Genomic DNA, 21,518 nt, shown 5'->3' with positions numbered 1-21,518 from the left:
GACCACTCGACATCGCGAAGGACCACACCATGCAGACCGTCCTCATCACCGGCACCTCCTCCGGATACGGCCGGGAGACCGCCCGCCACTTCCACGCGAAGGGCTGGAACGTCGTCGCCACGATGCGCACCCCGCGCCCGGACGTCCTGCCCGAGTCGGACCGCCTGCGCGTCCTCGCACTCGACGTCACCGATCCCGACAGCATCGCCGCCGCCGTCGAGGCGGCGGGTCCCGTCGACGCCCTGGTCAACAACGCCGGCGTGCCCTCCATCGGCGTGTTCGAGGGCACCTCCATGGCCCGGGTGCGCGAGGTCTTCGAGACCAACACGTTCGGCGTGCTGGCGGTGACCGGCGCGGTACTTCCCCAGTTCCGCGAACGCGGCTCGGGCGTGGTGGTCAACGTGACCTCCAGCGTGGTGCTCGGCCACATGCCGCTCACGGCCGTCTACAAGGCGAGCAAGACGGCCGTCGAGGGATTCACCTCGTCCCTCGCCCTGGAACTCGCGCCCTTCGGCGTGCGGGCGAGGACGGTGCAGCCGGGCGCGTGCCTGACGACGGGCTTCGCCGCCAGGGCGACCAACGGCGCCGCGCCGCAGGACCTGGTGCCGGCGCCGTACGCGGCGTTCGCGCGGCAGGCCATGGGCGGGTTCGCCGGCCAGGATCTGTTCACCAGGGAGAGCGATGTCGCCGAGGCGGTGTGGCAGGCCGTGCACGACACGACCGGCCGGCTGCGGTTCCCGGCCGGTCCCGACGCGGTGTGGCTCGCCGAGGCGAAGTAGCCCCGGAGACCGGCCGAGTCACGCAGGAGGCGCGGCCGTCAGTCGTCGGCGGTCGGGCGGGTCCGGCCCGGTTCCGGCAGCTCGCCCAGCTTGAGGCGGGCGTGCAGGACGTCGCCGATGAACAGGTCGTAGATCAGCACCCCGACCACGCCGCCGATCAGCGGGCCGACGATCGGGATCCAGAAGTAGTTGCTGAACCACGCCCCGTTCCCCGGGAACGCGTAGCTCTTCCACCCGGCGAACCAGGTGAGCAGCCGCGGTCCGAAGTCGCGGGCGGGGTTGATGGCGTAGCCCGCGTTCGCGCCGTAGGACATGCCGATCGCGGCGACGGCGAGGCCGATGACGAACGGCCCCAGGTTGGCCCCCACGGCCGTGTTGCGCAGGTCGATGACCGCGACGACGAACATGACGAGGAAGGCCGTACCGACGATCTGGTCGATCAGCGGCCCCCAGTTCCCGCCGTGGAAGTACGGCGCCGGGAAGGTGGCGAAGATCGAGAAGGTGGCCTCGGTGTGGCCGCCCACCTTCGGCGGTTTCGAAGCGGCGTCGAACGCGTTGATCGCGTCGCGGTAGACGAGATAGACCAGCGCCGCTCCGGCGAGGGCGCCCAGCACCTGCGACATCCAGTAGGGCAGCACCTTCACCCACGGGAACCTGCGGCGCACGGCGAACGCCAGCGTCACCGCCGGGTTCAGATGGGCGCCGCTGACGCCGCCGGCCACGTAGATGCCGAAGGTCACGGCGAGGCCCCAGCCCCAGGCGATCAGGAGCCAGTCACCGGCGGCGAGGAAGATGGTCGTGGGCGTCTCCGCGCGCCCGGACCCGGGAAGCGCCGCGACGGCCATCGCCACGACACCGCACCCGAAGGAAATGAGGACGAACGTCCCCAGGAACTCTGCCAGGCACTCACCGAGCAGGCCTCCACGTCTTCTGAGCTTGGAGGGCTTGAGGAGAGGAGTTATTTCCACAGCCATCGCTGGCCCCCTTAGCCATCCCTGGCTCCCTGCGAGGAGCAATCAGGCGAACACCATTTTGTCCCACAGATGATGTTCGCGCAGATCGAACCTTTCGCCCGGATCGGCACCGAGCCGGTGCGGCCGTGCCCCTCAGCTCTCCAGGTCGTCGGCGTAGTGCCGGAACCCGTGCCGGTCGCGGTGCATCCCCCACAGCGTGTCGGCGAGCACGGCGGGGTCCTTACGGGGGTGCCCGGCGACGATGGCCCCCGGAATGACCAGCTGCGCCACGTGGATTCCCTCCCCCGCGAGCCGGTCGTGCAACAGATGCCCGTACGCGCTCTCGGCGGCGAAGGCGATGGAGGTCCCGGCCCGGTCGGGGTGCGGGATGACGGCCGTACCGCCGTTGACGAGCAGGATCGTCCCTCGCCCCAGCTCCCGCATCCCCGGCAGCACCTGCTGCACGGCGGCGACCGGCCCGTACACCGAGAACTCGACGGGCCCGCGCAGGTCCGCGTGGGTGGTCTCCAGGACCGGCTGCATGAAGTCCCGCTGCGGTACGGGGCTGTACTGCAGGATCTCCACGGTCCCGAGCTCCTCGGCGGCCCGCGCCAGCGCCCCCGCGAGGGCGAGCGGGTCCCTCACGTCCGCCGGGTAACCACGAGCCCGCACCCCTTCTCCGGCGAGCTCCCCGGCCAGCGCCGCGAGCCGCTCCCCGTCCCGCGCCACGAGCGCGACCCCGTACCCCTCCCGCCCGAACCGCCGGGCGACGGCGGCCCCCAGCCCGGGCCCGGCCCCCACGATGGCAACACTGCTCACGACGACTCCCGACGGCTGACACGACACGGCATGACACGGCACGCTTGCCCCTACGTCCGTACCGCGCGTCCCGCGACTTCACACGTGCGCGTCGGCCCCGTCCTGGCACCATGGCGGCATGGAACGTGTGCTTGGAATCGGCGGGTACTTCCTGCGGTCCGCCGACCCGGCGGCCCTGAGCGCCTGGTACCGCGACTGCCTGGGCCTGGACACCGACGACCACGGCCTGTGGCAGCAGCCGGCCGGGCCGACGGTGTTCGCGGCCTTCGAGTCCGGGACCGGCTACTTCGGCTCCCCCGCCCAGCAGACCATGCTCAACTTCCGGGTCCGCGACCTGGACGCGATGCTCACCCAGCTGCGCGCCAAGGGCGCGGACGTCGCCGAGGAGACCCAGGACATGGACGGCGTGGGCCGCTTCGGCTGGGTCACCGACCCCGAGGGCAACCGCGTCGAACTGTGGCAGCCGGCCTGACAGCACACCGTGGGCATGCGCACAGCGGTCGGGGTGCCGGCGATGGAGCAGCGGCAGCAGGCGGCCGGCTGACCTCGCCGGGCGTCAGTCCTCCGGGGGCCGGCCCTCGATCAGGCGCTCCGCGATGTCGTCGGCCCAGGCCTGGGCCCACTGGCGGAGGGCGGTGATCTCCGCACCGTCGGGACCGTGCCTCGCGAACTCCCGGTCGTCGATCCAGTCCGTGCCGGTCAGCCGGAACTGGAGGTCGGCGAGGTCGAAGGTGTCGCGGGCGTGCCGGCGGCCGAGGTCCTCCAGTTCGGGGAGGGTCCAGCGGTCCGCGGCGGCGTGCACGATCAGCAGGTCGCGGAGCAGGCCACGGTCGGCCAGGGCCCAGACCCGCATGCCGACCACGTCCTCGAGGGCGAGGGCCGGGCCGAACTCCGTCCGGACGGGAGGATGCCAGAGGGCCTCCTTGAGGAGGTTGACCTCGCCCTCCTCCTCCGCGACCGCGTCGCCGACGACGAGCTGCGCGGAGAGGGGGTCCGTCTCCCGGGCGTCGACCCGCCAGCCGCGCTCGCGCAGGCCGCTCACGACCGTCCCGGCGATCGCCCGCATGGGCGCCGGGCTCTGCGTGGCCGCGTCCACGGTCCGGCCGGGACGGTCGAACAGGCCGTGGACCTGGGCCGCGTAATCGCCGGCCAGCGCCAGGGGGTACCCGGCACCGACCGACAGCAGGTCGGGCAGCAGACGGCCGTGCAACCGGGTGACGTTCACGCGGCGGCGGACGAGGAGGGTGCCATGGGGCGATTATCGCTGGTCGGCGGCGGTCGACGCGAGGACCCGGCGCCCGGCACCGGTCAATTCGGTTGACGCACCGGACCGGGTATGAAGAGATGTGCGCGTCGTGACCTCGGGGGGAGATCCATGTCGTACCTGGCCGTCGACCTCGCCGGCGCCGATACGCCCGGCGAGCATCTGCGACTGGCGGCCTTCACGGCGGTGGTCGCCGCCGTCGCGCTGTGGATGGGGCGACGACAGCGTCGTACCGGACGCACCCTGACCGCCGACGCCTTCGGGCGGACGAGGCTCACGCAGCGACTCGGCGGAGGTGCTCCGGGCGGCTCCGGGCGCGAGCCGGCACCGCCCACCCGCACGCGGCGGGTCCTCGGCTGTGCCTGGATGCTCTTCGGCGGGATCTTCCTCCTCCCGGCCGTGTTCAACACGGCCGCCGCGGTCCGCGAACTCCTCGGCTGACCTCCGACGGCCCCGCGGCCCGGCGCCACAGGCGGCTGCGCCACACTCCGGTCATGGAGTCCACCCAGCCGCCGCCGTCCGCCTGCTGCGCGCCCGCCCGGCCCGCGCGGCCGTCGGTGCGGCCCCTGCCCGTCCCCGGCGGCAGTGCCGCCGGGGGCTCCGGGACGGTCGCGCTGCCCGGCGGTGAGTTCCTGATGGGCGCCGAGGACGCCGACGGCTTCCCGGCGGACGGGGAGGGGCCGGTGCGGGCCGTGCGGGTGGCGCCGTTCCTCGTCGACGCGTGTGCCGTGAGCAACGACGAGTACGCCGCGTTCGTCGCCGACACCGGCTACGTCACCGACGCCGAACGGCTGGGCTGGTCGTACGTCTTCGCCGGGTTCCTGCCCGCCGCGCTGCGCCGGGGTGCGCCCCGGCCGCCGGAGACGCCCTGGTGGTGTGCGGTCGCGGGGGCCGCCTGGCACGAGCCGGCCGGGACGGGCAGCGGGCTGGAGGGGCTCGGCCGGCATCCCGTCGTGCACGTCTCCTGGTACGACGCCGCCGCCTACGCCTCCTGGGCCGGCAAGCGGCTGCCCACCGAGGCGGAGTGGGAGTACGCGGCCAGGGGCGGTCTGGAGCAGGCCCGTTACCCGTGGGGCGACGAGCTGGACCCGGACGGGGAGTACCGGTGCAACATCTGGCGCGGGACCTTCCCGACCCGGAACACCGCCGCCGACGGGTACCGCGGGACCGCGCCCGTCGACGCCTTCGCGCCCAACGGGTACGGCCTCCACAACACCTCGGGCAACGTGTGGGAGTGGTGCGCCGACCGGTGGACGACTGAACACGGCGGCACGGACGGCGGCGCGGACGGCGGCCCGGGGCACAGCACCCGCGTCATGCGCGGCGGCTCCCACCTCTGCCACGCCTCCTACTGCAACCGCTACCGGGTCGCCGCCCGCACCGCCAACACCCCCGACAGCTCCACCGGCCACACCGGCTTCCGCTGCGCCCGCGACGCGGGGTGAGGCAAGGGGCCCGCGGTCACTCGCCGACGGGGCCGACGTACGTGCCCGGGTGGGTGGCGCCGTCCTGGAGCACCACGGCACCGCCGTGCCAGGGCAGGTCGTACGACGTGCGCTGGTTCGGCGCGGTGATGACGACGGTGGTCGGCGTGAACGCGGTGGAGTCGTTCTGGTCCGAGACCAGGAAGGTGATCGTGAAGTCGGCGGAGGCGCCGTTCGCCAGGGTGACCCGCTTCGCGGTGGCGTTCGTGCGCCGGAGCGACCACTGCTGACCGCTGTTGACCAGGTCGACGCCCGGGAAGCCGTACATCGTGCAGGCGTGGCCGCTCTTGTTGGTGAGCGCCACGACCGCGTGCTTCTGCTGGCCGGTGCCGCTGCCGGGGTCGGCCCAGGAGTAGCCGAGCTGGGAGGCCTGGCAGGCGGGCACCGAGCCGGTGGTGGCGGAACCGCCGGAGGAGGAGCCGCCGGTGGAGCCGCCCCCGGTCGCGGACGAACCGCCGGACGCCGACGCGCCCGAGGTGCTCCCGCCGCCGCTGCTCCCGGTGCCGGCGGAACCGCTGCCGGCGGAACCGCTGCCCGAGCCGCCCGTGGAGCCGTCGGCCGTCGTGGAGTCGCCCGCGGCCGGGGCCGCCGAACCGCCGTCGGCGCTGACGGAGCCGCTCGCGGTGCCGTTGCACGCGGTCAGCAGGGCCAGCAGCGCGGCCGCACCGGTCACGGCGACAGCGGCCTTGCGGACGTTCGTACGGCGGTTGCGAAGCTTCGACATGGGATCCCCCAGCGACGGTGTCCTCCCGGCTCTCTGCCGGACACCCCTTTCGATGCGGCCCCGTTGGGGGAAGTTCGGGGATCGCCGTCACGGGCCCGTCGTGGTCGTGTCACACCGGCTGTGACAAACGGCGAAGCCTCACGCCATCCAGAAGAACACCGCCGTCATCCGCTTCTCCTCCAGCGTCTTTCCCGCGTAACCGGTCGCGCTGTGCACCAGGTTGGCGTTGTAGAGGAGCAGCCGGTTGTACCTGTGCGGGACACGGACGTCCTCCTCGAAGTGGTCGCCGGGGACGAACCGGGTGCCGAGCGCCTCGACGAGGTTGTTGTGCGGGGCCTGCACGATGTTGCCGCCGAGCCGGCCGCCGGGCAGCGACTGGCGGTAGAACGCGGTGCCGCAGTCCTTGGCCACCCCGGGGTTGAGGTACAGCACCGCCGCGTACCGGCACAGCGCCCGCGAGTCGGTGTGCGGGCGCGGCTCGCTCTCGCCCTCGCCGACCACCTGGACGCAGTTGTGGTTGAGGGTGCCGCCGCCGGGCGCCTGCTGCACCCACAGCTTCCCGGCGCCGGTGGCCTTGCGCACCAGCCCCTCCACGACCGCGAGTTCGGCGGGTTCCAGGCCGGGCATGGTGCGCAGTCCGGGCCAGGTCTCCGAGGTGTGCGGGTATCCCTGGACCCAGTCGTCCTTGGCCAGGCACCGCTCCCGTACCGCGTCCACGTCCGGGAGGACGTCGTCGAACACCCAGTAGTCGCGGCCCCTGGTGGGCTTGCGGTAGGGCAGGACGGGCAGGGCGGGTCGCGCGGCGGGGCCCCGGCCGGCCGAAGCGCCGGGCAGGCGGGGGCTGCGGGGGATGCGGGGGGATGACTGTGGGGGCATGCGGCGAAGCCTGCCCGCGACTTTGTCATGACCACTCTCACCTGGAAGAACCATCACCTTCTCGTGGCCAGGACATGGGGCGACGGCGCCCCCGGCAGAGACGACCCTCACAAGTTCTTTACCAAACCAAAAGGTTTCCGGTGGCCTCCCCATCCGTATTCACCGGAGTCCGACCCCCGCCCCTGCGCGGGATCCCCGACCGGCAGGAGGCACCGGTGCGCTTTTCGCGGAACGCGACGGGAACGCTTTTCGTGGGCGGAGCCCTCAGCTTCACCCTCGCGGCACTCGCCTACCCGAGCATGCTGGGCCTGAACACCGTGTCCAGCGACACCAACCGGATCATCGCGAACACCCAGTGGGGCCCGCTCACCGAGGGCGACCGGGACTTCGTGGTGAAGGTGCGGGCGGCCGGGCTGTGGGAGTACCCCGTGGGCCAGCTCGGCCTGAAGAAGGGCCAGTCCCAGGCGGTCATCACCGCGAGCAAGCACCTCATCGACGGGCACGCCGCGCTGGACGCCAGCTGCCGCAAGATCGCGCCGATGCTGAACATCACCATCCCCAACCTGCCCTCTCCGCAGCAGCAGGGGTTCGTCAACACCCTGACCGCGGACACCGGGAAGAAGTTCGACACGGACTTCGCCAACATCCTGCGCGTGACGCACGGCTCGATCTTCAACACGATCGCGAAGATCCGCTCGACCACCCGGAACACCCTGGTGCGGATCCTGGCCGACCAGGCCAACGCCACGGTGCTGGACCACATCACGGTGATGGAGCAGACCGGCCTGGTCGACTTCCCATCGGTGCTCTTCCAGGAGACCACCCCGCCGAAGCTGCCGGCCACCGACCTGACCCCGCCGCCCCCGGCCGCGGGCCAGCCGGAGGTCGTCCTGACCCCGCCGGTCAACAGCACGACCAGCCCGCCGGCCCTCCCGGGCGAGAACGGCTTCACGGGCAGCGGTGCCGGTGTCGGCACCGGCAACGCCGACGGCAACGCGGTGAACGCGACCCCGGGCGCCACGCCCACCGCCGGCTGAGTCACCTCAGGCGCCCAGCCACACCGTGGTGTCGGGCGGCAGCGTGCCGTCATGCGGCAACGGCACGCTCGCCAGCAGCACTTCGCCCGGCGGCAGCGGCACCGGCGCGTCCGACACGTTCGCGACGCACCGCCAGCCCTCCGTCCGGGCGAAGTGCAGCACGCCCGCGGGCGCCTCGGCCCAGGTCAGCGTCTCGCCGTCCAGCAGCTTGCGGCGCAGCCGCAGGGCGGTGCGGTAGAGCTCCAGGGTGGAGCCTTCCGTACCGGCCTGCGCTTCGACGGCGTAGGGCCCGAACCACTCCGGCTGCGGCAGCCAGGCACCGCCGGCCCCGAAGCCGTACGACGGTCCGTCCGCCGTCCACGGCAGCGGCACCCGGCAGCCGTCGCGGCCCTTGCGGGTGTGGCCCGTCTGTTCCCAGATCGGGTCCTGGAGGACGGTGCCGGGCAGGTCGGCGACCTCGGGCAGGCCGAGTTCCTCGCCCTGGTAGACGTACGACGAGCCGGGCAGCGCGAGCATGAGGAGGGTGGCGGCGCGGGCGCGCCTCAGGCCATGGGGGACGTCGACGCGCGGCGTGCGGCCGCCGGACAGCAGCCAGGCGTTCTCGTCCGTGCCCGGCGGCAGCGCCAGCCGGGAGGCGTGCCGTACGACGTCGTGGTTGGAGAGCACCCAGGTGGCCGAGGCGCCGGCCGCGCGGGCGGTGGCGAGCGAGCCGGTGATGACCTCGCGGAGCGCCCCGGCGTCCCAGGGGGTCTGGAGGTACTCGAAGTTGAAGGCCTGGCCGAGTTCGTCCGGGCGGGCGTACAGCGCCCGTCGCGCGTCCGGCACCCAGGCCTCGGCGACGGCCGTGCGGGGCGGGCTGTAGGTGTCGAAGATCCCGCGCCAGTCGCGGTAGATCTCGTGCACCCCGTCGCGGTCCCAGTAGGGGTGGGTGCCGGGCGGGACCCGCTCCAACGCCTCCTCGCCGGTCGGGCCGAACTCGGCCACGTCCCTGAACGGTTCGGCGAGGTCCTTCACCAGGGCGTGCGCCACGTCGACGCGGAAGCCGTCCACGCCCCGGTCGGACCAGAAGCGCAGGGTGGTGCGGAAGTCGGCGCGGACCTCCTCGTGCCCCCAGTTCAGGTCGGGCTGCTCGGGGGCGAACAGGTGCAGGTACCACTCGCCGTCCGGGACCCGGCGCCAGGCGCTGCCGCCGAATACCGACTGCCAGTCGGAGGGCGGGAGTTCACCATGCGCGCCGCGGCCGGGGCGGAAGACGTAGCGCTCCCGGGCCGCGGAGCCGGGGCCGGCCAGCAGGGCCTCGCGGAACCAGGGGTGCAGGTGCGAGGTGTGGTTCGGGACGATGTCGACGATCACCTTCAGGCCCAGCCGGTGCGCCTCGGCGACCATCGCGTCGAAGTCGTCCAGGGTGCCCAGGCGCGGGTCGACGTCGCGGTGGTCGGCCACGTCGTAGCCGCCGTCGGCGAGTTCGGACGGGTAGAACGGGCTGAGCCACAGGGCGTCCACGCCGAGCGCGCCCAGATGGGAGAGCCGCCCGGTGATGCCCCTGAGGTCACCGAGCCCGTCGCCGTCCGCGTCGGCGAAGCTGCGCGGATACACCTGGTAGATGACGGCCTGACGCCACCAGTCGGGATTCCTGGAGGAGAGGTCGACCACGCGCGTTCCTTTCCGGCGGGGGAGCAGGCAACCAGAAGCCTGTCCATATTGCCGAGAAAGGGAACCTTCACACTGCACGGATGGGATCATTCCCCTTGCGAGGGAGTTGTGATGGACCCCCAACCACCCGCGAAACAACGCAGGTTGACAGGGTTCCGCGCGCCGAACCACCATGGGCGGACGCTGTGGCGCATGCGATGAATGGGCCCGGTGTTTCTTCGCACTCCGCGAGCATTCACGATGGGATATCCATGTCCATAGCCAGACATGTCACCGCGCGCCGCCTGCTGGGGACGGGCGTCGCGTCGTTCGCCCTGTGTGCCGTCTCCGTCGCCGGCGCGTCCGGCGCCTGGGCCCACGGCGGCGCTCCCGGCGGCGACGGCTGGAAGTCCGGCGGCCACTACAGCCCCGGCACCGGTGCCGGCACGGAGACCGGCACCGACAAGTGCCAGTTCTCGATCGACGGTTCCGGCTTCTTCGACTCGGTGAAGGTCGACGACCAGAACCTGAAGGTCACCGACGACGGCAAGGTCCACCTCAAGGTCCGCGCCGCCGCCGACGCGGCCTCCTGCACCGCCTCGCTCGCCTCCTACCTCGCCCACGGCCCCTCCTTCGCCACCTCGGGGCAGCAGATCTTCGTCGACTTCGACTCGGTGACGGTCAAGCAGGGCCAGACCGACTCCCTGGACATCGCGGTCCCGGACGCCGGCTGCTTCGCGCAGATCGACCTCTACCGGGGCGCGACGAAGTTCGACGGGAAGACGGACGCCCACGACGGCTTCGAGCACGGCGACCTGCCGGCCGGCCCGGACCACGCGGTCATCAAGGACAAGCTGATCGCGTCCTGGAACGGCGGGACGAAGGACTGCTCGACGACCCAGTCGTCCTCGCCGTCCCCGTCCGCCCCGGCGTCCTCGTCGCCCCCCGCCTCGGCCCCGGAGTCCACCCCGCCGGCCGCGCAGACCACCGAGCCGGCGCCCTCGGAGAGCTCGGCGACCGGCACGGCCGCCGCGTCCCCCTCCCCGTCCGGTTCGACGACCACCCCGGCACCGGCCCCGAGCACGAACTCCGGCGGTGGCGGCGACCTGGCCCACACCGGCGCCGACTCCAGCACCGGTTACATCGCCGGCGGCGCGGCCCTGCTGCTGGCCGGCGGCGGCGCGATCGTCGTCGCGACCCGGCGCCGCAAGGCGACCCGCGCCTGATCCCTCCGGGTACGCCCGTACGCCCCGGCCGTCAGCGACGGCCGGGGCGTACGCGTCCGCGGCCGAGCCGGCGCTCGGCCCACTCGCCGAGGTACCCCTCGCCTACGGTGGGATCAGCCCGCCACGGTCTCCAGGTGCAGCTTCACGTACCGCTCGACGTCGACGTCCAGCGCCACGTCCACCAGGGTCTGTTCGCGGGCCTCGCCGTGGATCTCGGCCTCGCCGGGGCGGGGGCGGCGGTCGACGACGGTCTGGCCCCGGGTCGGCCCGGGGGCGAGGGAGACCTCGACCGGGAGGAGCCGGGTGGTCAGACCGGCCGGGTCGGCCACGGCGCAGACCGCGCCCGCGTCCCCGAGGCCGCCGGCCGGGTCGTCGCCGTCGGGCGCGTCGCCGTCCGGATCCGGGGCGGCCGGCCGGTGCGCGAGCAGTTCCCCGGCGAGCCGGGCCCCCGGTTCCGCGCTCGCGCGCAGCCGTCGTACCTCCGCGCCCGGCACCACGACCCGCCGGAAGACGTCCAGGCCGTACATGGTGATCGGCACACCGGCGGTGAGCAGGACGGCGGCCGCCTCGGGGTCGTGCCAGACGTTGAACTCGGCGACCGGGGTGGCGTTCCCGGTGGCGACCGCGCCGCCCATGAACACGATCCGCTCGATGTTGCGGGTCACCTCCGGGTGGGTGCGCAGCAGCAGGGCGATGTTGGTGAGCGGCGCGGTGGGAATCAGGGTGACCGGACGGGGCGAGCCGAGGATCTCGCGGCGCAGCAGGGTGACGGCGTCGACGTCGGCGGGGCGGCGGGTGGGCGCGGGGAGTCCGAGGTCGCCCATCCCGTCCGTCCCGTGCACATGCCGCGCCGACCGCGCCGCCTCGATCAGCGGCCGCTCGGCCCCCCGCGCGACGGGAACGTCCGCGGCCCCGGCCCGCTCCAGCACGGTCAGGGTGTTCCGGACCACCCCGTCCACGTCCGTGTTCCCGGCGACACAGCTCACCGCCCGCAGCTCCAGCCCCGGGTGGCGCACGGCGAACAGCAGGGCGAGGGCGTCGTCGACACCGGTGTCACAGTCGATGATCACGGGGATGGGCTGGCCGGTCATGGGGCGCTCCTTCCGTCTGCCCAGACTCTAGGCGGACGACGGAACGACGCGGCAGCCTGCCTCGCCCTGCCGCACCCGCCCACCGGCAGCCACCCCTGATCACTCGCCCTTGAAGTAATGCCCCTCCTCGAGGTCGGCGAGTATCCCCGCCTCGACCGGCACCCACCCCAGCGACTCCCGTGTCCGCGTGCTGTCGACCGGCACGTCCAGTGACACGAACGCCCCGAAGAACCCGAAGTGCTCGGCGCGCCGGTCCTCCGGGACGCTCTCCACCGGGACCCCCAGCCGCCGCCCGATCACCTCGGCGATGTCCCGCACCGCGACGCCCTCCTCGGCCGCCGCGTGCAGCTCCGCGCCCGCCGGCGCCTTCTCCAGCGCCAGCCGGTAGAGCCGGGCGAGGTCCAGCGTGTGCACGGCGGACCACTGGTTGGAACCGTCCCCGGCATAGCCGGAGACGCCCGTGGTCCGCGCGATCCGGATCAGCGTCGGCAGGAAACCGCTCCGGTCCCGCGCACTGTGCACGACCGGCGGAATCCCGACGAGCACGGCACGCACCCCCTGTTCGGCGAGTTCGCCGAACAGCCGCCCCGTGGCGATCCGCGGATTGGCGCTGTACGCCGCGCCCAGGTGCTCGTTGCCGTCACCGTGGCCCATGCCGACCCCCAGGAGCGCCTTGCCGGTCCCGGCGAGCGCCTCGCCGAAGGCCTGCGCCACGGTCCGGTCGGTGGCCGCCGCCCCGGCCATGTCCCCGGCGGCCATCGCCGCGTGGTCGAAGGCGAGGTGGACGACCGCGTCGGCCTCGGCCGCGGCCGCCCGCAAGCCGTCCAGGTCCTCCAGGTCACCGCGGCGGACCTCGGCGCCCAGGGCCTTCACGGCCGCCGCGGAGTTCTCGGACCGGGCGAGGCCGACGACCTCGTGCCCGGCGTTCAGCAGTTCCGGAATGACGGCGGAGGCGATGTGACCGCCGGCGCCGGTGACGAAGACACGCATGACAGCTCTCCCGGTGGACGAGAAGAAGGTGATGTGACTCGGTTCCGTCACCATACCCCTGTGACGGTACCGAGTCACATCACCTAGGCTGTCCCCATGGCCCGATGGGAACCGAACGCACGACTGCGCCTCGTGCAAGCCGCGATCGACCTGTTCGGCGAGCAGGGGTACGACCGCACCACCGTCGCCCAGATCGCCGAGCGGGCCGGGCTGACCAAGACGACGTTCTTCCGGCACTTCCCGGACAAGCGCGAGGTGCTGTTCGCGGGCCAGGAGGAGCACGGCCGGCTGCTGGCCGAGGGAGCCGCGGCGGCACCGGCCACGGCGACCCCGCTGGAGGTGGTGGCCGCCGCCCTGGACGCCCTGGCCGGCTCCTTCACCCCGGAGCAGCGCGCGTTCGGCCCACGGCTGATGCAGGTCGTCGGCAGCCACGGCGAGCTGCGCGAACGCGCCGCGTTCAAGAACCTCACCCTCGCCACGACCCTGGCCACGGCCCTCCACGACCGCGGCGTACCCGACCCCACCGCCTCCCTCGCCGCCCACCTGGGCGCCCAGGCCTTCTCCGCCGCCTTCGCCCGCTGGATCACCCCGGCGAACGACCGCCCCCTCCCCGCCCTGGCCCGCGCCTCCCTGACCGAACTCCGCGAGGCGACCGCGGCCCTGAGGTAGCGGGCCGGGTCACTCCCACAGCGCGAGGGCGGGGAGCGGGGCGGAGCGGACGGGTCTCCCGGCGGCCCGTGCCCGCCCGGCAGCAGGGCACCGCACGGGGACTCACCCGGACGGACCGCTGCGGTGGCGGACGGGGGCCGGCGGTGGTGGCGTGGGAGCACGCGTTGCGCTGAGTCCGCGCTGCGCTGCTCCCGAGTCCTGGTCCTGGAGAGGCCCCGCATGAAAGCCATCGCCTCCGGTCTCGCCGTCGTCGGCCTCCTCGCCGGCACCGCCTGCACCGCCGCCGAGCCGCCGGCGGCCTCCGCCCCGGCCGCCAGCGCGACCACCGCCGAACGGGCCGCCCCGGCCGCCTCACCCGGCGCGTCCGGCGCGTCCGGCACCCCGGCGCTCACCATCGAGCAGGCGCAGGCCGCGCTGATCGACGAGGGCGACCTCGGCGTGCCGTGGACGGCGACCGACGGCACCGCCACCTGGCACGACGGCCTGCTCAAGGCGGCCACCGGACAGGCCGACTGCCAGCGCCTCCTGGAGGCCCTGTACACCGACGAACTACTCGGCGCCCCGGCCGGCCCGCAGGCCCGCACCGCACTCGACGACGGCGACGACGCGGCCCAGCTCCGCTACCAGGTCGACGCGAGCCGCTCCGCCGACGTCGAGCGGACCCTGGCCTGGCTGCGGACCCTGCCCCGCACCTGCGGGCAGTTCACCGCGCAGACGACCGCGGCCGGGACCGAGGCCGTCCAGGTCACCGACGCCGCACTGCCGCACGACCTCGGCGACGCGCGCCAGGGGCTCCGGATGACCCTCACCGCGCAGCCCACCGCCACTGACGCCCCGACCACCCTCACCCTCGACGTCGCCGTCGTCCGCGTCGGCGACGACGCGATCGTCCTCACCGCCGGCGCCCTCGGCACCCTCCCCGACGGCACCACCGAGCAGGCCCTCGACATCGGCGTCCAGCGCCTCGCCCAGGTACGGGAGAAGGGGCGGGCGCAGGCCTAGGGCCTGTCTGACAATTCGCGTCGTCGCCCGAAGGACGGCCGCGCGGCGTCAGGTGCGTGCTCTCGGCGTGCCGGCCCCAGACCCTCGTACTGGACGTACTTGGGTCTGGGGCCGGTGCGGCGAGAGTGCGTGCATGGCGTCGCGCTGCAGACGGGAATTGTCAGACAGGCCCTAGGGCCCGGCCAGGGCGCCTTCGGCGGGCCCGGCGCGGTCCTACAGGGGCGGCTGTGCCGGTGCCGGTCCCAGGGTCGTCGTGCCCGGGGCCGTCCGGTGGCCGAGGCCGGTGCGGTAGGCGTCCAGCGCCGCCTCCACCCGGCCGGTGCGGCGCAGCAGGTCGCCGAGCAGCCGGCACAGGTCCGCCAGGTCGCCGGCCGCGCCCGCCCGCTCCAGCAGGCTCAGCGCCCGTACGTAGTGCTCCTCCGCCGCCTCCGTGTCCCTGGCGTCCTCGGCGATGATGCCCAGCAGCCGGTGCGCGGCGGCCGAGTGGACCGCGCCGCGCTCGGAGGAGAAGTCGCCGAGCACGTCGTGGAGGAGTTCGGCGGCCTCGTCCGACTTGCCCCGGCGGTGCAGGACGTCGGCCAGTTCGACCGCCGCCTGACTGCGGTACAGGGCGGCGCGGGTCTCGGACAGCATGGCGAGGGCCTCCCGCAGCTCCTCCTCCGCACGCTCCAGTTCGCCGTTCTGGGCGCAGACGTAGCCGCGCATCCAGTGGCAGTTGGCCAGTTCGGTGCGGAGCTGGAGCTGGCGGTACAGCTCGGCGGCCTTGGCCAGGGAGGCGTCGGCCTCGGCGACCCGGCCCTCGGCGAGCAGGGTACGGGCGACGGACCGGTGCATCCGGGCGATCAGCGCCGGGTCGCCGGCCTGCGGGGCGAGGGCGAGGGCGAGTTCGGCGGCCTGGGCGGCACGGGCGTGGGCGCCCATGTCCATGTACGGGCCGATCGCGGAGGCGTACAGGAGCAGGAGGGCGTCCGGGTCGTGCAGGCCGCCGCGGTTGAGTTCGTCGAGCGTGGACTCAAGCAGGTAGACGGCGTAACGAAGCTCACCGGCGAGGTAGTGGCTGACCGCGCGGCCGCGGATCGCCGGTACCCGTACCGGGAGCGGCTCGTCGGCCGTCCACAGCTCGGCCCGCTCGAAGTACTCCCTGGCCTGCCCCAGATCGCCGGTGTCCAGGGCGCATTCGCCCATCCCGAGCAGCGCGGTGGCCTGCTCGACCGCGAGCCCGTGCGCCTCGGCCTCCGCGAAGAGGCCCGCGTACTGGGCGGCGGCGGCCTCGGCCGCACCGGTGGCCAGGGTGCGCTGTGCCTCGGTGAGCCGTAGCCTCAGGTCGGTGGCGAGGTGGGCGGGGCGCCCGCTGGCCAGCTCCTCGAAGCCGACGCCGAGCCGGCCCGCGATGTGCCGCAGCGCCTCGTCGGAGGCCCGTACCCGCCCGGCCTCCAGCGTGGAGATGTAGGCCGGCGTGTAGGCCGGTTCGGCCAGTTGCCGCTGGGTGAGCCCCCGTTCGGTGCGCAGTTGCTGCACCCGCCGCCCTATGGTCTCCGGATCGTCCCGCTCCTGCATCCTGCCATTCCCCCCAACTCCCCCTGGACCTCTTGCCGTTGAGCTCTGCCTGCCCCTAGGTTAAACCGCGGATTAAACGTGCTTAACCCGCCCCTGTTGTTGCGAGGTCGCCGTGCTCGGACGCACATCCGCACGCCCCACCGCACGCCCCCGGTTCCGAGTGCGCTCGATCGGGGGGACCCCCACCGCGAGGAGTGTCGCGGCCGCGGTGATCGCCGTGGCCGCGCTCATCACCGCCGCGAACGCCGGCCCGGCCAGAGCGACGGACAACGCGCCCGGTTCCCCCGCTCCCGCCGCGGCGCACCAAGCCGTCGGCCGCTAGCAGGACGATCACAGGATGACAGCCGGCTCACTCGCCGGCGGGCAGTTTCGCGGTGATGGACCGGGCCACCCGGCCCGTCTGGTCGCCGGCCGCCGGCAGGGAGCCGTCGGCGGCGAAGGACAGCGCGTCGACCTCCTCGCCCTGGACGAGGTCGGGTGCGTAGGTCGGGCCCGACGGCAGGCGGGTCGCCCTGCCGTCGCCGACCAGCAGACCGCCGTCGGGGCGGACGCCGAGGTCGCTCACGGCCACCCCGGTCACGACCGAGGCGCGACGTCCGCGGGCCACGTCCCACACCTCGTCGGCCACCACGCCGGCGGACGTGTCGCGGGCCGCGTACAGGGTCCGGTCGGCCGGACCGAGAGCGATCTCAAGCACCGCGTCGCCGGGCAGGTCCACCGAGGACACGGGCCGTCCGTGCGGCACGTCCCAGACCGTGACCGGCTGGGCCACCGCCTCCCGGCCGGGCGCCGAGACGCCGTACGCGAACCGGGTGCCGTCGGCGCTGAACGCGAGCAGGGGTTTCGCGTCCTGGGGGACGACGGGCAGGTGGGGGTCGGCCGAGACGGGGACCGGCACGGGCGGCAGGGTGCGCAGGACGCGGCCGGTGGCGGTGTCCCAGACCTGCGGGGTGCCTCCCGAAGGGCAGGCGGCCACGAGCCGGCCGTCCGGGTCCAGTGCGGTGAGCGGCGTGTCCGAGGCCCCGGCCGTGAACAGCACCCGGCCGTCCCGCCGTGGGCTCCGGGCGCCCCGCCGGGGCCCCCGTCCCCCGTCTGAGCTCCAACCTGTGAACGCCCCGGCCTCAGTTCGACGAAAAGCCGTCCCCCGTTTTACGGAAAGCCCTTTCCCCCGCACGCCCCGACCCGCCAGTCTCTCCCCGACCGGATGTCATGTCCGGAACCAATCGCGTGGACCGTCGACTGGAGCCCCCGATGTCCCGAAGGACCCGTCACCTCGGCCGAGCCGCCGCCGTCATGGGCAGCGCCGCCGCGCTGACCGTCGCCCTGCCGTTCAGCGCCTCCGCCGGCGTGCTGCAGAACCTGCCGGAGAACGCCACCACGTTCCAGAAGTTCTTCGAGCCGCTGTACGACTACGACACCGACAGCTGCTACCCGGCCGCCGCCATCGACCCCGACGGCAACCTCAACGGCGGTCTGAAGCCGACCGGCTCGGTCACCGGCCAGTGCCGCTCCGGCCACCTCGACCACGCCAACACCTACTCGCGGGCCAAGTGCAACAACGGCTGGTGCGGGATCATCTACGCCAGCTACTTCGAGAAGGACGAGGCCTCCCCGGGCATCGGCCACCGCCACGACTGGGAGTGCATCGTCGTCTGGGTCAAGCAGGGCGCCGACTACCCGTCGTACCTGTCCGCCTCCCAGCACGGCGACTTCGAGACCGAGGCCGTCGCCGACGTGCCGATGAGCAGCCAGCGCGTCCAGGTCGTCTACCACAAGGACGGCCTGAGCACCCATGACTTCCGGTTCGCCAAGTGGGGCGAGGCCCCGGAGAACGACGACGCCGCCTGGCACCAGGAGAACCTGCTCACCTGGGACAACATGGCCTCCAACCTGCGCGACATCCTGAACGCCTCGGACTGGGGCGACGCGAACCTCCCGCTCCAGGACGCCAAGTTCGACGACCACCTCAACAAGGCCAAGCCGAGCGCGATCACGTTCGACCCCTACGCCTGAGCCAGTGGCATGACCTAGTCTTCATGACATCCGCCACACGCGGCCCACAGCACGCACACATAGGGGCCGCGTTCCGTGGCGCCCACTTCATTCGATCCGGGGGGTTCGAATCAGCGTGCGTATGCGCACCGTCACGGCCGCCACCACCCTGGCGGTCCTCTTCAGCTCCGCGGCCCTGGCCGCCACTCCGGCCTTCGCCGACACCAGCGCCCCGCTGCCGATCAAGTCGACCGGTGACATCGTCGTCGACGGCGCCCACCAGCAGGTCTTCATCAGCGACCCGGCCAACGGCAAGATCGTCGTCACCGACTACGCCGGAAACGTTGTCAAGCAGCTCACCACCAACCTCTCCGGGGTCAGCGGCCTGGAACTGTCGGCCGACTCCGGCACGCTCTACGCGGCCGTCCAGGACCTGGACGCCATCGCCGTCATCGACACCGCGACCGACACCGAGACCACCCGGTACCCGGTCGGCGACAAGCCGCTGAGCGTCGCCCTCGCGGGCGGCAAGCTGTGGTTCGGCTACGGCGGCGACGCGGCCGGCAACATCGGCTCCGTCGACCTGACCGGCGACCAGCACGAGGTCACGCTGAACCAGGACAACAGCTGGTACTCCGCGCCGGTCCTGGACGCGGCGCCGGGCACCGACACCCTGGTCGCCGGCCAGCTGGGCCTGAGCCCGGCCACGGTCGCCTCCTACGACGTCTCCTCGGGTACCGCCGCCAAGCTGGCCAGCACCCGCGAGGCGGGCAGCAACCTCGGCGACCTCCAGGTCACCCCCGACGGCAAGGACGTCGTGGTGGCGAGCGGAGCGCCGTACTACCACCAGGTGTTCAAGACGTCCGACCTGAACGAGGACGGCAAGTACACCACCACCGCCTACCCGAACTCCGTCGCGATCGCGCCCGACGGCACGGTCGCGGGCGGCAGCTTCGCCTGGTACGACCCGGACGTCTACATCTTCCACCCGGGCAGCAGCGAGGCCGTCCGCTCCTACGACTTCCCGAACACCGGCCACTCCAGCGGTGCGGACACCCTCGCCCCCGGCGGGCTGGCCTGGGCGCCGGACGAGTCCCGCCTGTTCGCGGTGACGTCCAACGACGCGGGCGTGTACTCCCTGCGCGAGTACGACACCCCGGGCCGCGCGGCCACCACCGTCACGGTGAACGCCCCGGCGACGGCCACGCGCGCCAAGCAGCTCACGGTCACCGGCGCGGTCTCCTCGACGGTCGCGCTGCCCGCCGGCACCCAGGTCTCGGTCACCCGTACCGACCTGGACTCCCCGGCCGGCAAGGCGCTGCCCGCCGTCACGGTCAAGGCCGACGGCACCTACTCCTTCACCGACGCCCCGCCGGCCGGCGGCAAGGTGACGTACAAGGTCTCCTACGCGGGCGACGCCGAACACGCGGCCGCCTCCGGCAAGGACACCGTGGACGTCTCGCGCGCCAAGCCGACGCTGACGCTGAACAACAACGGCAAGGTGTACGCGTACGGGAAGGACGTGAAGTTCACGGCCCATCTCGGGACGACGTACAAGAACCGCACGGTGGAGCTCTGGGCCGACCCGTTCGGCTCGGACAAGCCCAACAAGCTGGTGAAGTCCGGGAAGGTCGACTCGCACGGCAACCTGTCCGCGGTCCTCGACCTCAAGCGGGACACCAAGGTCACCGCGAAGTTCGCGGGCGACGCCCGCTGGCAGCCGCGGTCCGTGTCCAGCTCCGTGGGCGCGAAGGTCAGCATCTCCATGTCGGTCAGCCGCCAGTACAAGAGCAAGAAGGCCTGGGGCCAGACCTACTACTACTTCCACAAGACCAAGAACCCGCTGTTCACGACCAAGATGCCGTACTACGGCGGCCGTGCCCAGCGGTTCGACCTCCAGGTCTACTACCAGGGCACCTGGTACGCGGACAACTCCAAGTACTTCGCGCTGGCCACCAGCGGGGTCTCGAAGGTCGAGTTCACCGGCAGCCACAAGGAGGACGTCGGCTGGCGGTTCCGCGTCCGCTCCGACTACATCAACGGCACGTCCGGCGACACCGTCAACTCCACGACGTACGGCGCCTGGAAGTACTTCACGTTCACGAGCTAGCGGGTCAGCTGGTCTGAAGCTGCCGGAGGTGCTGCTGGACATGGTCCAGGGCACCTTCCCGGCGGCCCGGCACCCTGAGTCTCAACTCCGCGAGCGCGGGCCCGAGTTCACGGGCCCGCGCCGTGTCCTTGATGGCGCCCCACTGGTGGTGGGCCCGGTCCACGGCCGCCTCGACGGCCGGTGCGTCGGCCGGCTGCCCCGCGGCCAGCCGGGCGTGCGCCACGGTCAGCCAGGTACGGCAGCTGCGCGCCGCGTCCCCCGCGAACATCGCGAGGTCGGCCCGGACCTCGGACCAGTGCAGGGCGTCCTCGGAGGCCGGCCCGTGCGCCCGCGCGGCCGCCTGCTCCCAGCGGGCGGCGAGTTCGTCCGCCTCCGCGTACCGCCCGTCCCGTACGGCCGCGCTGATCGCGTCGTGCGGGTCCCCGCCGGCCGGGGTGTGCGTGCTGAGCAGGATGTCGGAGGCGACCTCCGCCCCGAGCCGCGCGACCACCTGCCGGTGCAGCTCCGCCATCGCCGGCCGGTGCCCGCTCCTCAGCACGGTCGCCACGGCCTTCATGTACGACGGTGAGCCGATCTCCCGCCGGGCGGGCGGCGGCGCGATCCGCCCGTGCACGGCGTTGTTCCGCCCGAAGTCGAGCGGAACGGTACGCAACCGCTCCCACACCTCGGGGTCCGCGTACAGGTCGAGCACCAGCGTCGTCGCCCCGGCCGGCCGCAGTCGCAGCTCCTCGCGGACCCAGTGCCAGGGCAGGCCGGTGTAACGGACGGTGGCGGGCGTGGTCCGGGCCAGCGCGAGATGGGGCAGCCGCTGCTTGCGGTCCAGGTGCAACTGGCCCGTGACGAACACGGTGAGCGGACCGGGGGCGGCCGCGGCGGCCCGCAGCCGGGTCAGGACGGCCTGCGGCTCCAGGGGATCGGCGAGTTCGACGACGTTCGCGGTCTCGGTGCCGGAGAGTATCGCCGGGGGCACGGCCGCGAGCACGGAGAGCACGGAGGCCGCGTCCACCATGCGCGCTTTGCCTGTCGGCGAGACCGCGATCAGCAGCACGGTTCCGGGCATCGGGCCCTCCCCCTTTGTTCCCCGGTTTCACTTACGCCAGCACGGTAACCGCTGCGCTTGCAAAGCGGGGCGTACCGGGGAGGTTTGGGCCGGGTAAGGACCGGTACGCCCACCCCAGAGGCTCCCCGAGACCACCCTCCCTGCCCCTGCTCCCCTTGACACCTGCTCCGGCCGCCCCCGTCCCCCCCTGCCGGTGCCCCAGTCTTCCCCGTTCTTCTCCGCCGCCCCCTTTCCCGCCGCAACGGTGCTCAGC

Annotated in this window: 21 protein-coding genes; 10 read left to right on the top strand and 11 right to left on the bottom strand. The window is 73.1% G+C overall.

Annotated features, from left to right (window positions below; translation table 11 throughout):
• Nucleotides 1-29: 29 nt before the first annotated feature.
• Nucleotides 30-779, top strand: a complete 750-nt coding sequence (locus JF597_RS32175; RefSeq protein ID WP_294003360.1) for an SDR family oxidoreductase — start codon at nucleotides 30-32, stop codon at nucleotides 777-779.
• Between the two features lie 38 nt (nucleotides 780-817).
• On the opposite strand, the gene JF597_RS32170 is transcribed toward JF597_RS32175, so the two are convergent.
• Complete coding sequence (locus JF597_RS32170) at nucleotides 818-1,753, bottom strand: MIP/aquaporin family protein (RefSeq protein ID WP_294003358.1); 936 nt, start codon at nucleotides 1,751-1,753, stop codon at nucleotides 818-820.
• 132 nt (nucleotides 1,754-1,885) lie between these two features.
• Nucleotides 1,886-2,551, bottom strand: coding sequence for an SDR family NAD(P)-dependent oxidoreductase (locus JF597_RS32165; RefSeq protein WP_294003356.1), 666 nt, complete (start codon nucleotides 2,549-2,551; stop codon nucleotides 1,886-1,888).
• A 118-nt stretch (nucleotides 2,552-2,669) separates the two neighbouring features.
• On the opposite strand from JF597_RS32165, the gene JF597_RS32160 reads away from it, so the two are divergent.
• The gene (locus JF597_RS32160) at nucleotides 2,670-3,023 is read left to right on the top strand and encodes a VOC family protein (protein ID WP_294003354.1); all 354 of its coding nucleotides are present in this window, start codon (nucleotides 2,670-2,672) and stop codon (nucleotides 3,021-3,023) included.
• 84 nt (nucleotides 3,024-3,107) lie between these two features.
• On the opposite strand, the gene JF597_RS32155 is transcribed toward JF597_RS32160, so the two are convergent.
• Entirely contained in the window at nucleotides 3,108-3,776 is a 669-nt protein-coding gene (locus JF597_RS32155) for a hypothetical protein (protein WP_294003352.1), read from the bottom strand.
• Nucleotides 3,777-3,926: 150 nt separating this feature from the next.
• Here JF597_RS32155 and JF597_RS32150 point away from each other — a divergent pair, with 150 nt between their 5' ends.
• Together JF597_RS32150 and JF597_RS32145 are read left to right on the top strand one after the other, a co-directional pair.
• On the top strand, nucleotides 3,927-4,256 hold the full coding sequence (locus JF597_RS32150) for a hypothetical protein (protein WP_294003350.1): 330 nt from the start codon (nucleotides 3,927-3,929) through the stop codon (nucleotides 4,254-4,256).
• Nucleotides 4,257-4,309: 53 nt separating this feature from the next.
• Nucleotides 4,310-5,260, top strand: a complete 951-nt coding sequence (locus JF597_RS32145; RefSeq protein ID WP_294003348.1) for a formylglycine-generating enzyme family protein — start codon at nucleotides 4,310-4,312, stop codon at nucleotides 5,258-5,260.
• Nucleotides 5,261-5,276: 16 nt separating this feature from the next.
• Here JF597_RS32145 and JF597_RS32140 read toward each other — a convergent pair whose 3' ends face one another.
• Together JF597_RS32140 and JF597_RS32135 are read right to left on the bottom strand one after the other, a co-directional pair.
• Nucleotides 5,277-6,023, bottom strand: coding sequence for a DUF4232 domain-containing protein (locus tag JF597_RS32140; RefSeq protein WP_294003346.1), 747 nt, complete (start codon nucleotides 6,021-6,023; stop codon nucleotides 5,277-5,279).
• Between the two features lie 138 nt (nucleotides 6,024-6,161).
• Entirely contained in the window at nucleotides 6,162-6,899 is a 738-nt protein-coding gene (locus tag JF597_RS32135) for a DUF6445 family protein (protein WP_294003344.1), read from the bottom strand.
• A 251-nt stretch (nucleotides 6,900-7,150) separates the two neighbouring features.
• On the opposite strand from JF597_RS32135, the gene JF597_RS32130 reads away from it, so the two are divergent.
• Nucleotides 7,151-7,936: a DUF4142 domain-containing protein gene (locus JF597_RS32130; RefSeq protein ID WP_294003342.1), complete on the top strand. Its 786-nt coding sequence runs from the start codon at nucleotides 7,151-7,153 to the stop codon at nucleotides 7,934-7,936.
• 6 nt (nucleotides 7,937-7,942) lie between these two features.
• Here the strand turns inward: JF597_RS32130 and JF597_RS32125 are convergent, their stop codons facing one another.
• Entirely contained in the window at nucleotides 7,943-9,589 is a 1,647-nt protein-coding gene (locus JF597_RS32125; protein WP_294003340.1) for an alpha-amylase family glycosyl hydrolase, read from the bottom strand.
• A gap of 251 nt (nucleotides 9,590-9,840) precedes the next feature.
• On the opposite strand from JF597_RS32125, the gene JF597_RS32120 reads away from it, so the two are divergent.
• Nucleotides 9,841-10,794 (top strand): LAETG motif-containing sortase-dependent surface protein, encoded by a 954-nt coding sequence (locus JF597_RS32120; RefSeq protein WP_294003338.1) that lies wholly within the window; start codon nucleotides 9,841-9,843, stop codon nucleotides 10,792-10,794.
• Nucleotides 10,795-10,907: 113 nt separating this feature from the next.
• Here JF597_RS32120 and JF597_RS32115 read toward each other — a convergent pair whose 3' ends face one another.
• Both JF597_RS32115 and JF597_RS32110 read right to left on the bottom strand, forming a co-directional pair.
• Complete coding sequence (locus JF597_RS32115) at nucleotides 10,908-11,885, bottom strand: nucleoside hydrolase (RefSeq protein ID WP_294003336.1); 978 nt, start codon at nucleotides 11,883-11,885, stop codon at nucleotides 10,908-10,910.
• Between the two features lie 99 nt (nucleotides 11,886-11,984).
• A complete protein-coding gene (locus JF597_RS32110) occupies nucleotides 11,985-12,875 on the bottom strand; it encodes an SDR family oxidoreductase (RefSeq protein ID WP_294003334.1) in 891 nt (296 codons plus the stop codon).
• Between the two features lie 96 nt (nucleotides 12,876-12,971).
• On the opposite strand from JF597_RS32110, the gene JF597_RS32105 reads away from it, so the two are divergent.
• Complete coding sequence (locus JF597_RS32105) at nucleotides 12,972-13,544, top strand: TetR/AcrR family transcriptional regulator (protein WP_294003332.1); 573 nt, start codon at nucleotides 12,972-12,974, stop codon at nucleotides 13,542-13,544.
• Between the two features lie 219 nt (nucleotides 13,545-13,763).
• On the top strand, nucleotides 13,764-14,546 hold the full coding sequence (locus tag JF597_RS32100; RefSeq protein ID WP_294003330.1) for a hypothetical protein: 783 nt from the start codon (nucleotides 13,764-13,766) through the stop codon (nucleotides 14,544-14,546).
• 213 nt (nucleotides 14,547-14,759) lie between these two features.
• On the opposite strand, the gene JF597_RS32095 is transcribed toward JF597_RS32100, so the two are convergent.
• Both JF597_RS32095 and JF597_RS32090 read right to left on the bottom strand, forming a co-directional pair.
• A complete protein-coding gene (locus JF597_RS32095; protein WP_294003327.1) occupies nucleotides 14,760-16,103 on the bottom strand; it encodes a helix-turn-helix transcriptional regulator in 1,344 nt (447 codons plus the stop codon).
• Between the two features lie 349 nt (nucleotides 16,104-16,452).
• A complete protein-coding gene (locus tag JF597_RS32090; RefSeq protein ID WP_294003324.1) occupies nucleotides 16,453-17,142 on the bottom strand; it encodes a hypothetical protein in 690 nt (229 codons plus the stop codon).
• A 212-nt stretch (nucleotides 17,143-17,354) separates the two neighbouring features.
• On the opposite strand from JF597_RS32090, the gene JF597_RS32085 reads away from it, so the two are divergent.
• Together JF597_RS32085 and JF597_RS32080 are read left to right on the top strand one after the other, a co-directional pair.
• A complete protein-coding gene (locus JF597_RS32085) occupies nucleotides 17,355-18,116 on the top strand; it encodes an NPP1 family protein (protein ID WP_294003322.1) in 762 nt (253 codons plus the stop codon).
• Between the two features lie 115 nt (nucleotides 18,117-18,231).
• On the top strand, nucleotides 18,232-20,205 hold the full coding sequence (locus tag JF597_RS32080; protein WP_294003320.1) for an Ig-like domain repeat protein: 1,974 nt from the start codon (nucleotides 18,232-18,234) through the stop codon (nucleotides 20,203-20,205).
• Nucleotides 20,206-20,209: 4 nt separating this feature from the next.
• Here the strand turns inward: JF597_RS32080 and JF597_RS32075 are convergent, their stop codons facing one another.
• Complete coding sequence (locus JF597_RS32075; RefSeq protein WP_294003318.1) at nucleotides 20,210-21,265, bottom strand: hypothetical protein; 1,056 nt, start codon at nucleotides 21,263-21,265, stop codon at nucleotides 20,210-20,212.
• Nucleotides 21,266-21,518 lie beyond the last annotated feature (253 nt).

Origin of the sequence: Streptomyces sp. (genome assembly GCF_019510245.1) — a bacterium.
In the GTDB taxonomy this organism is placed as follows: domain Bacteria; phylum Actinomycetota; class Actinomycetes; order Streptomycetales; family Streptomycetaceae; genus Streptomyces.
This window is presented reverse-complemented; position numbering and strand designations above follow the sequence as displayed.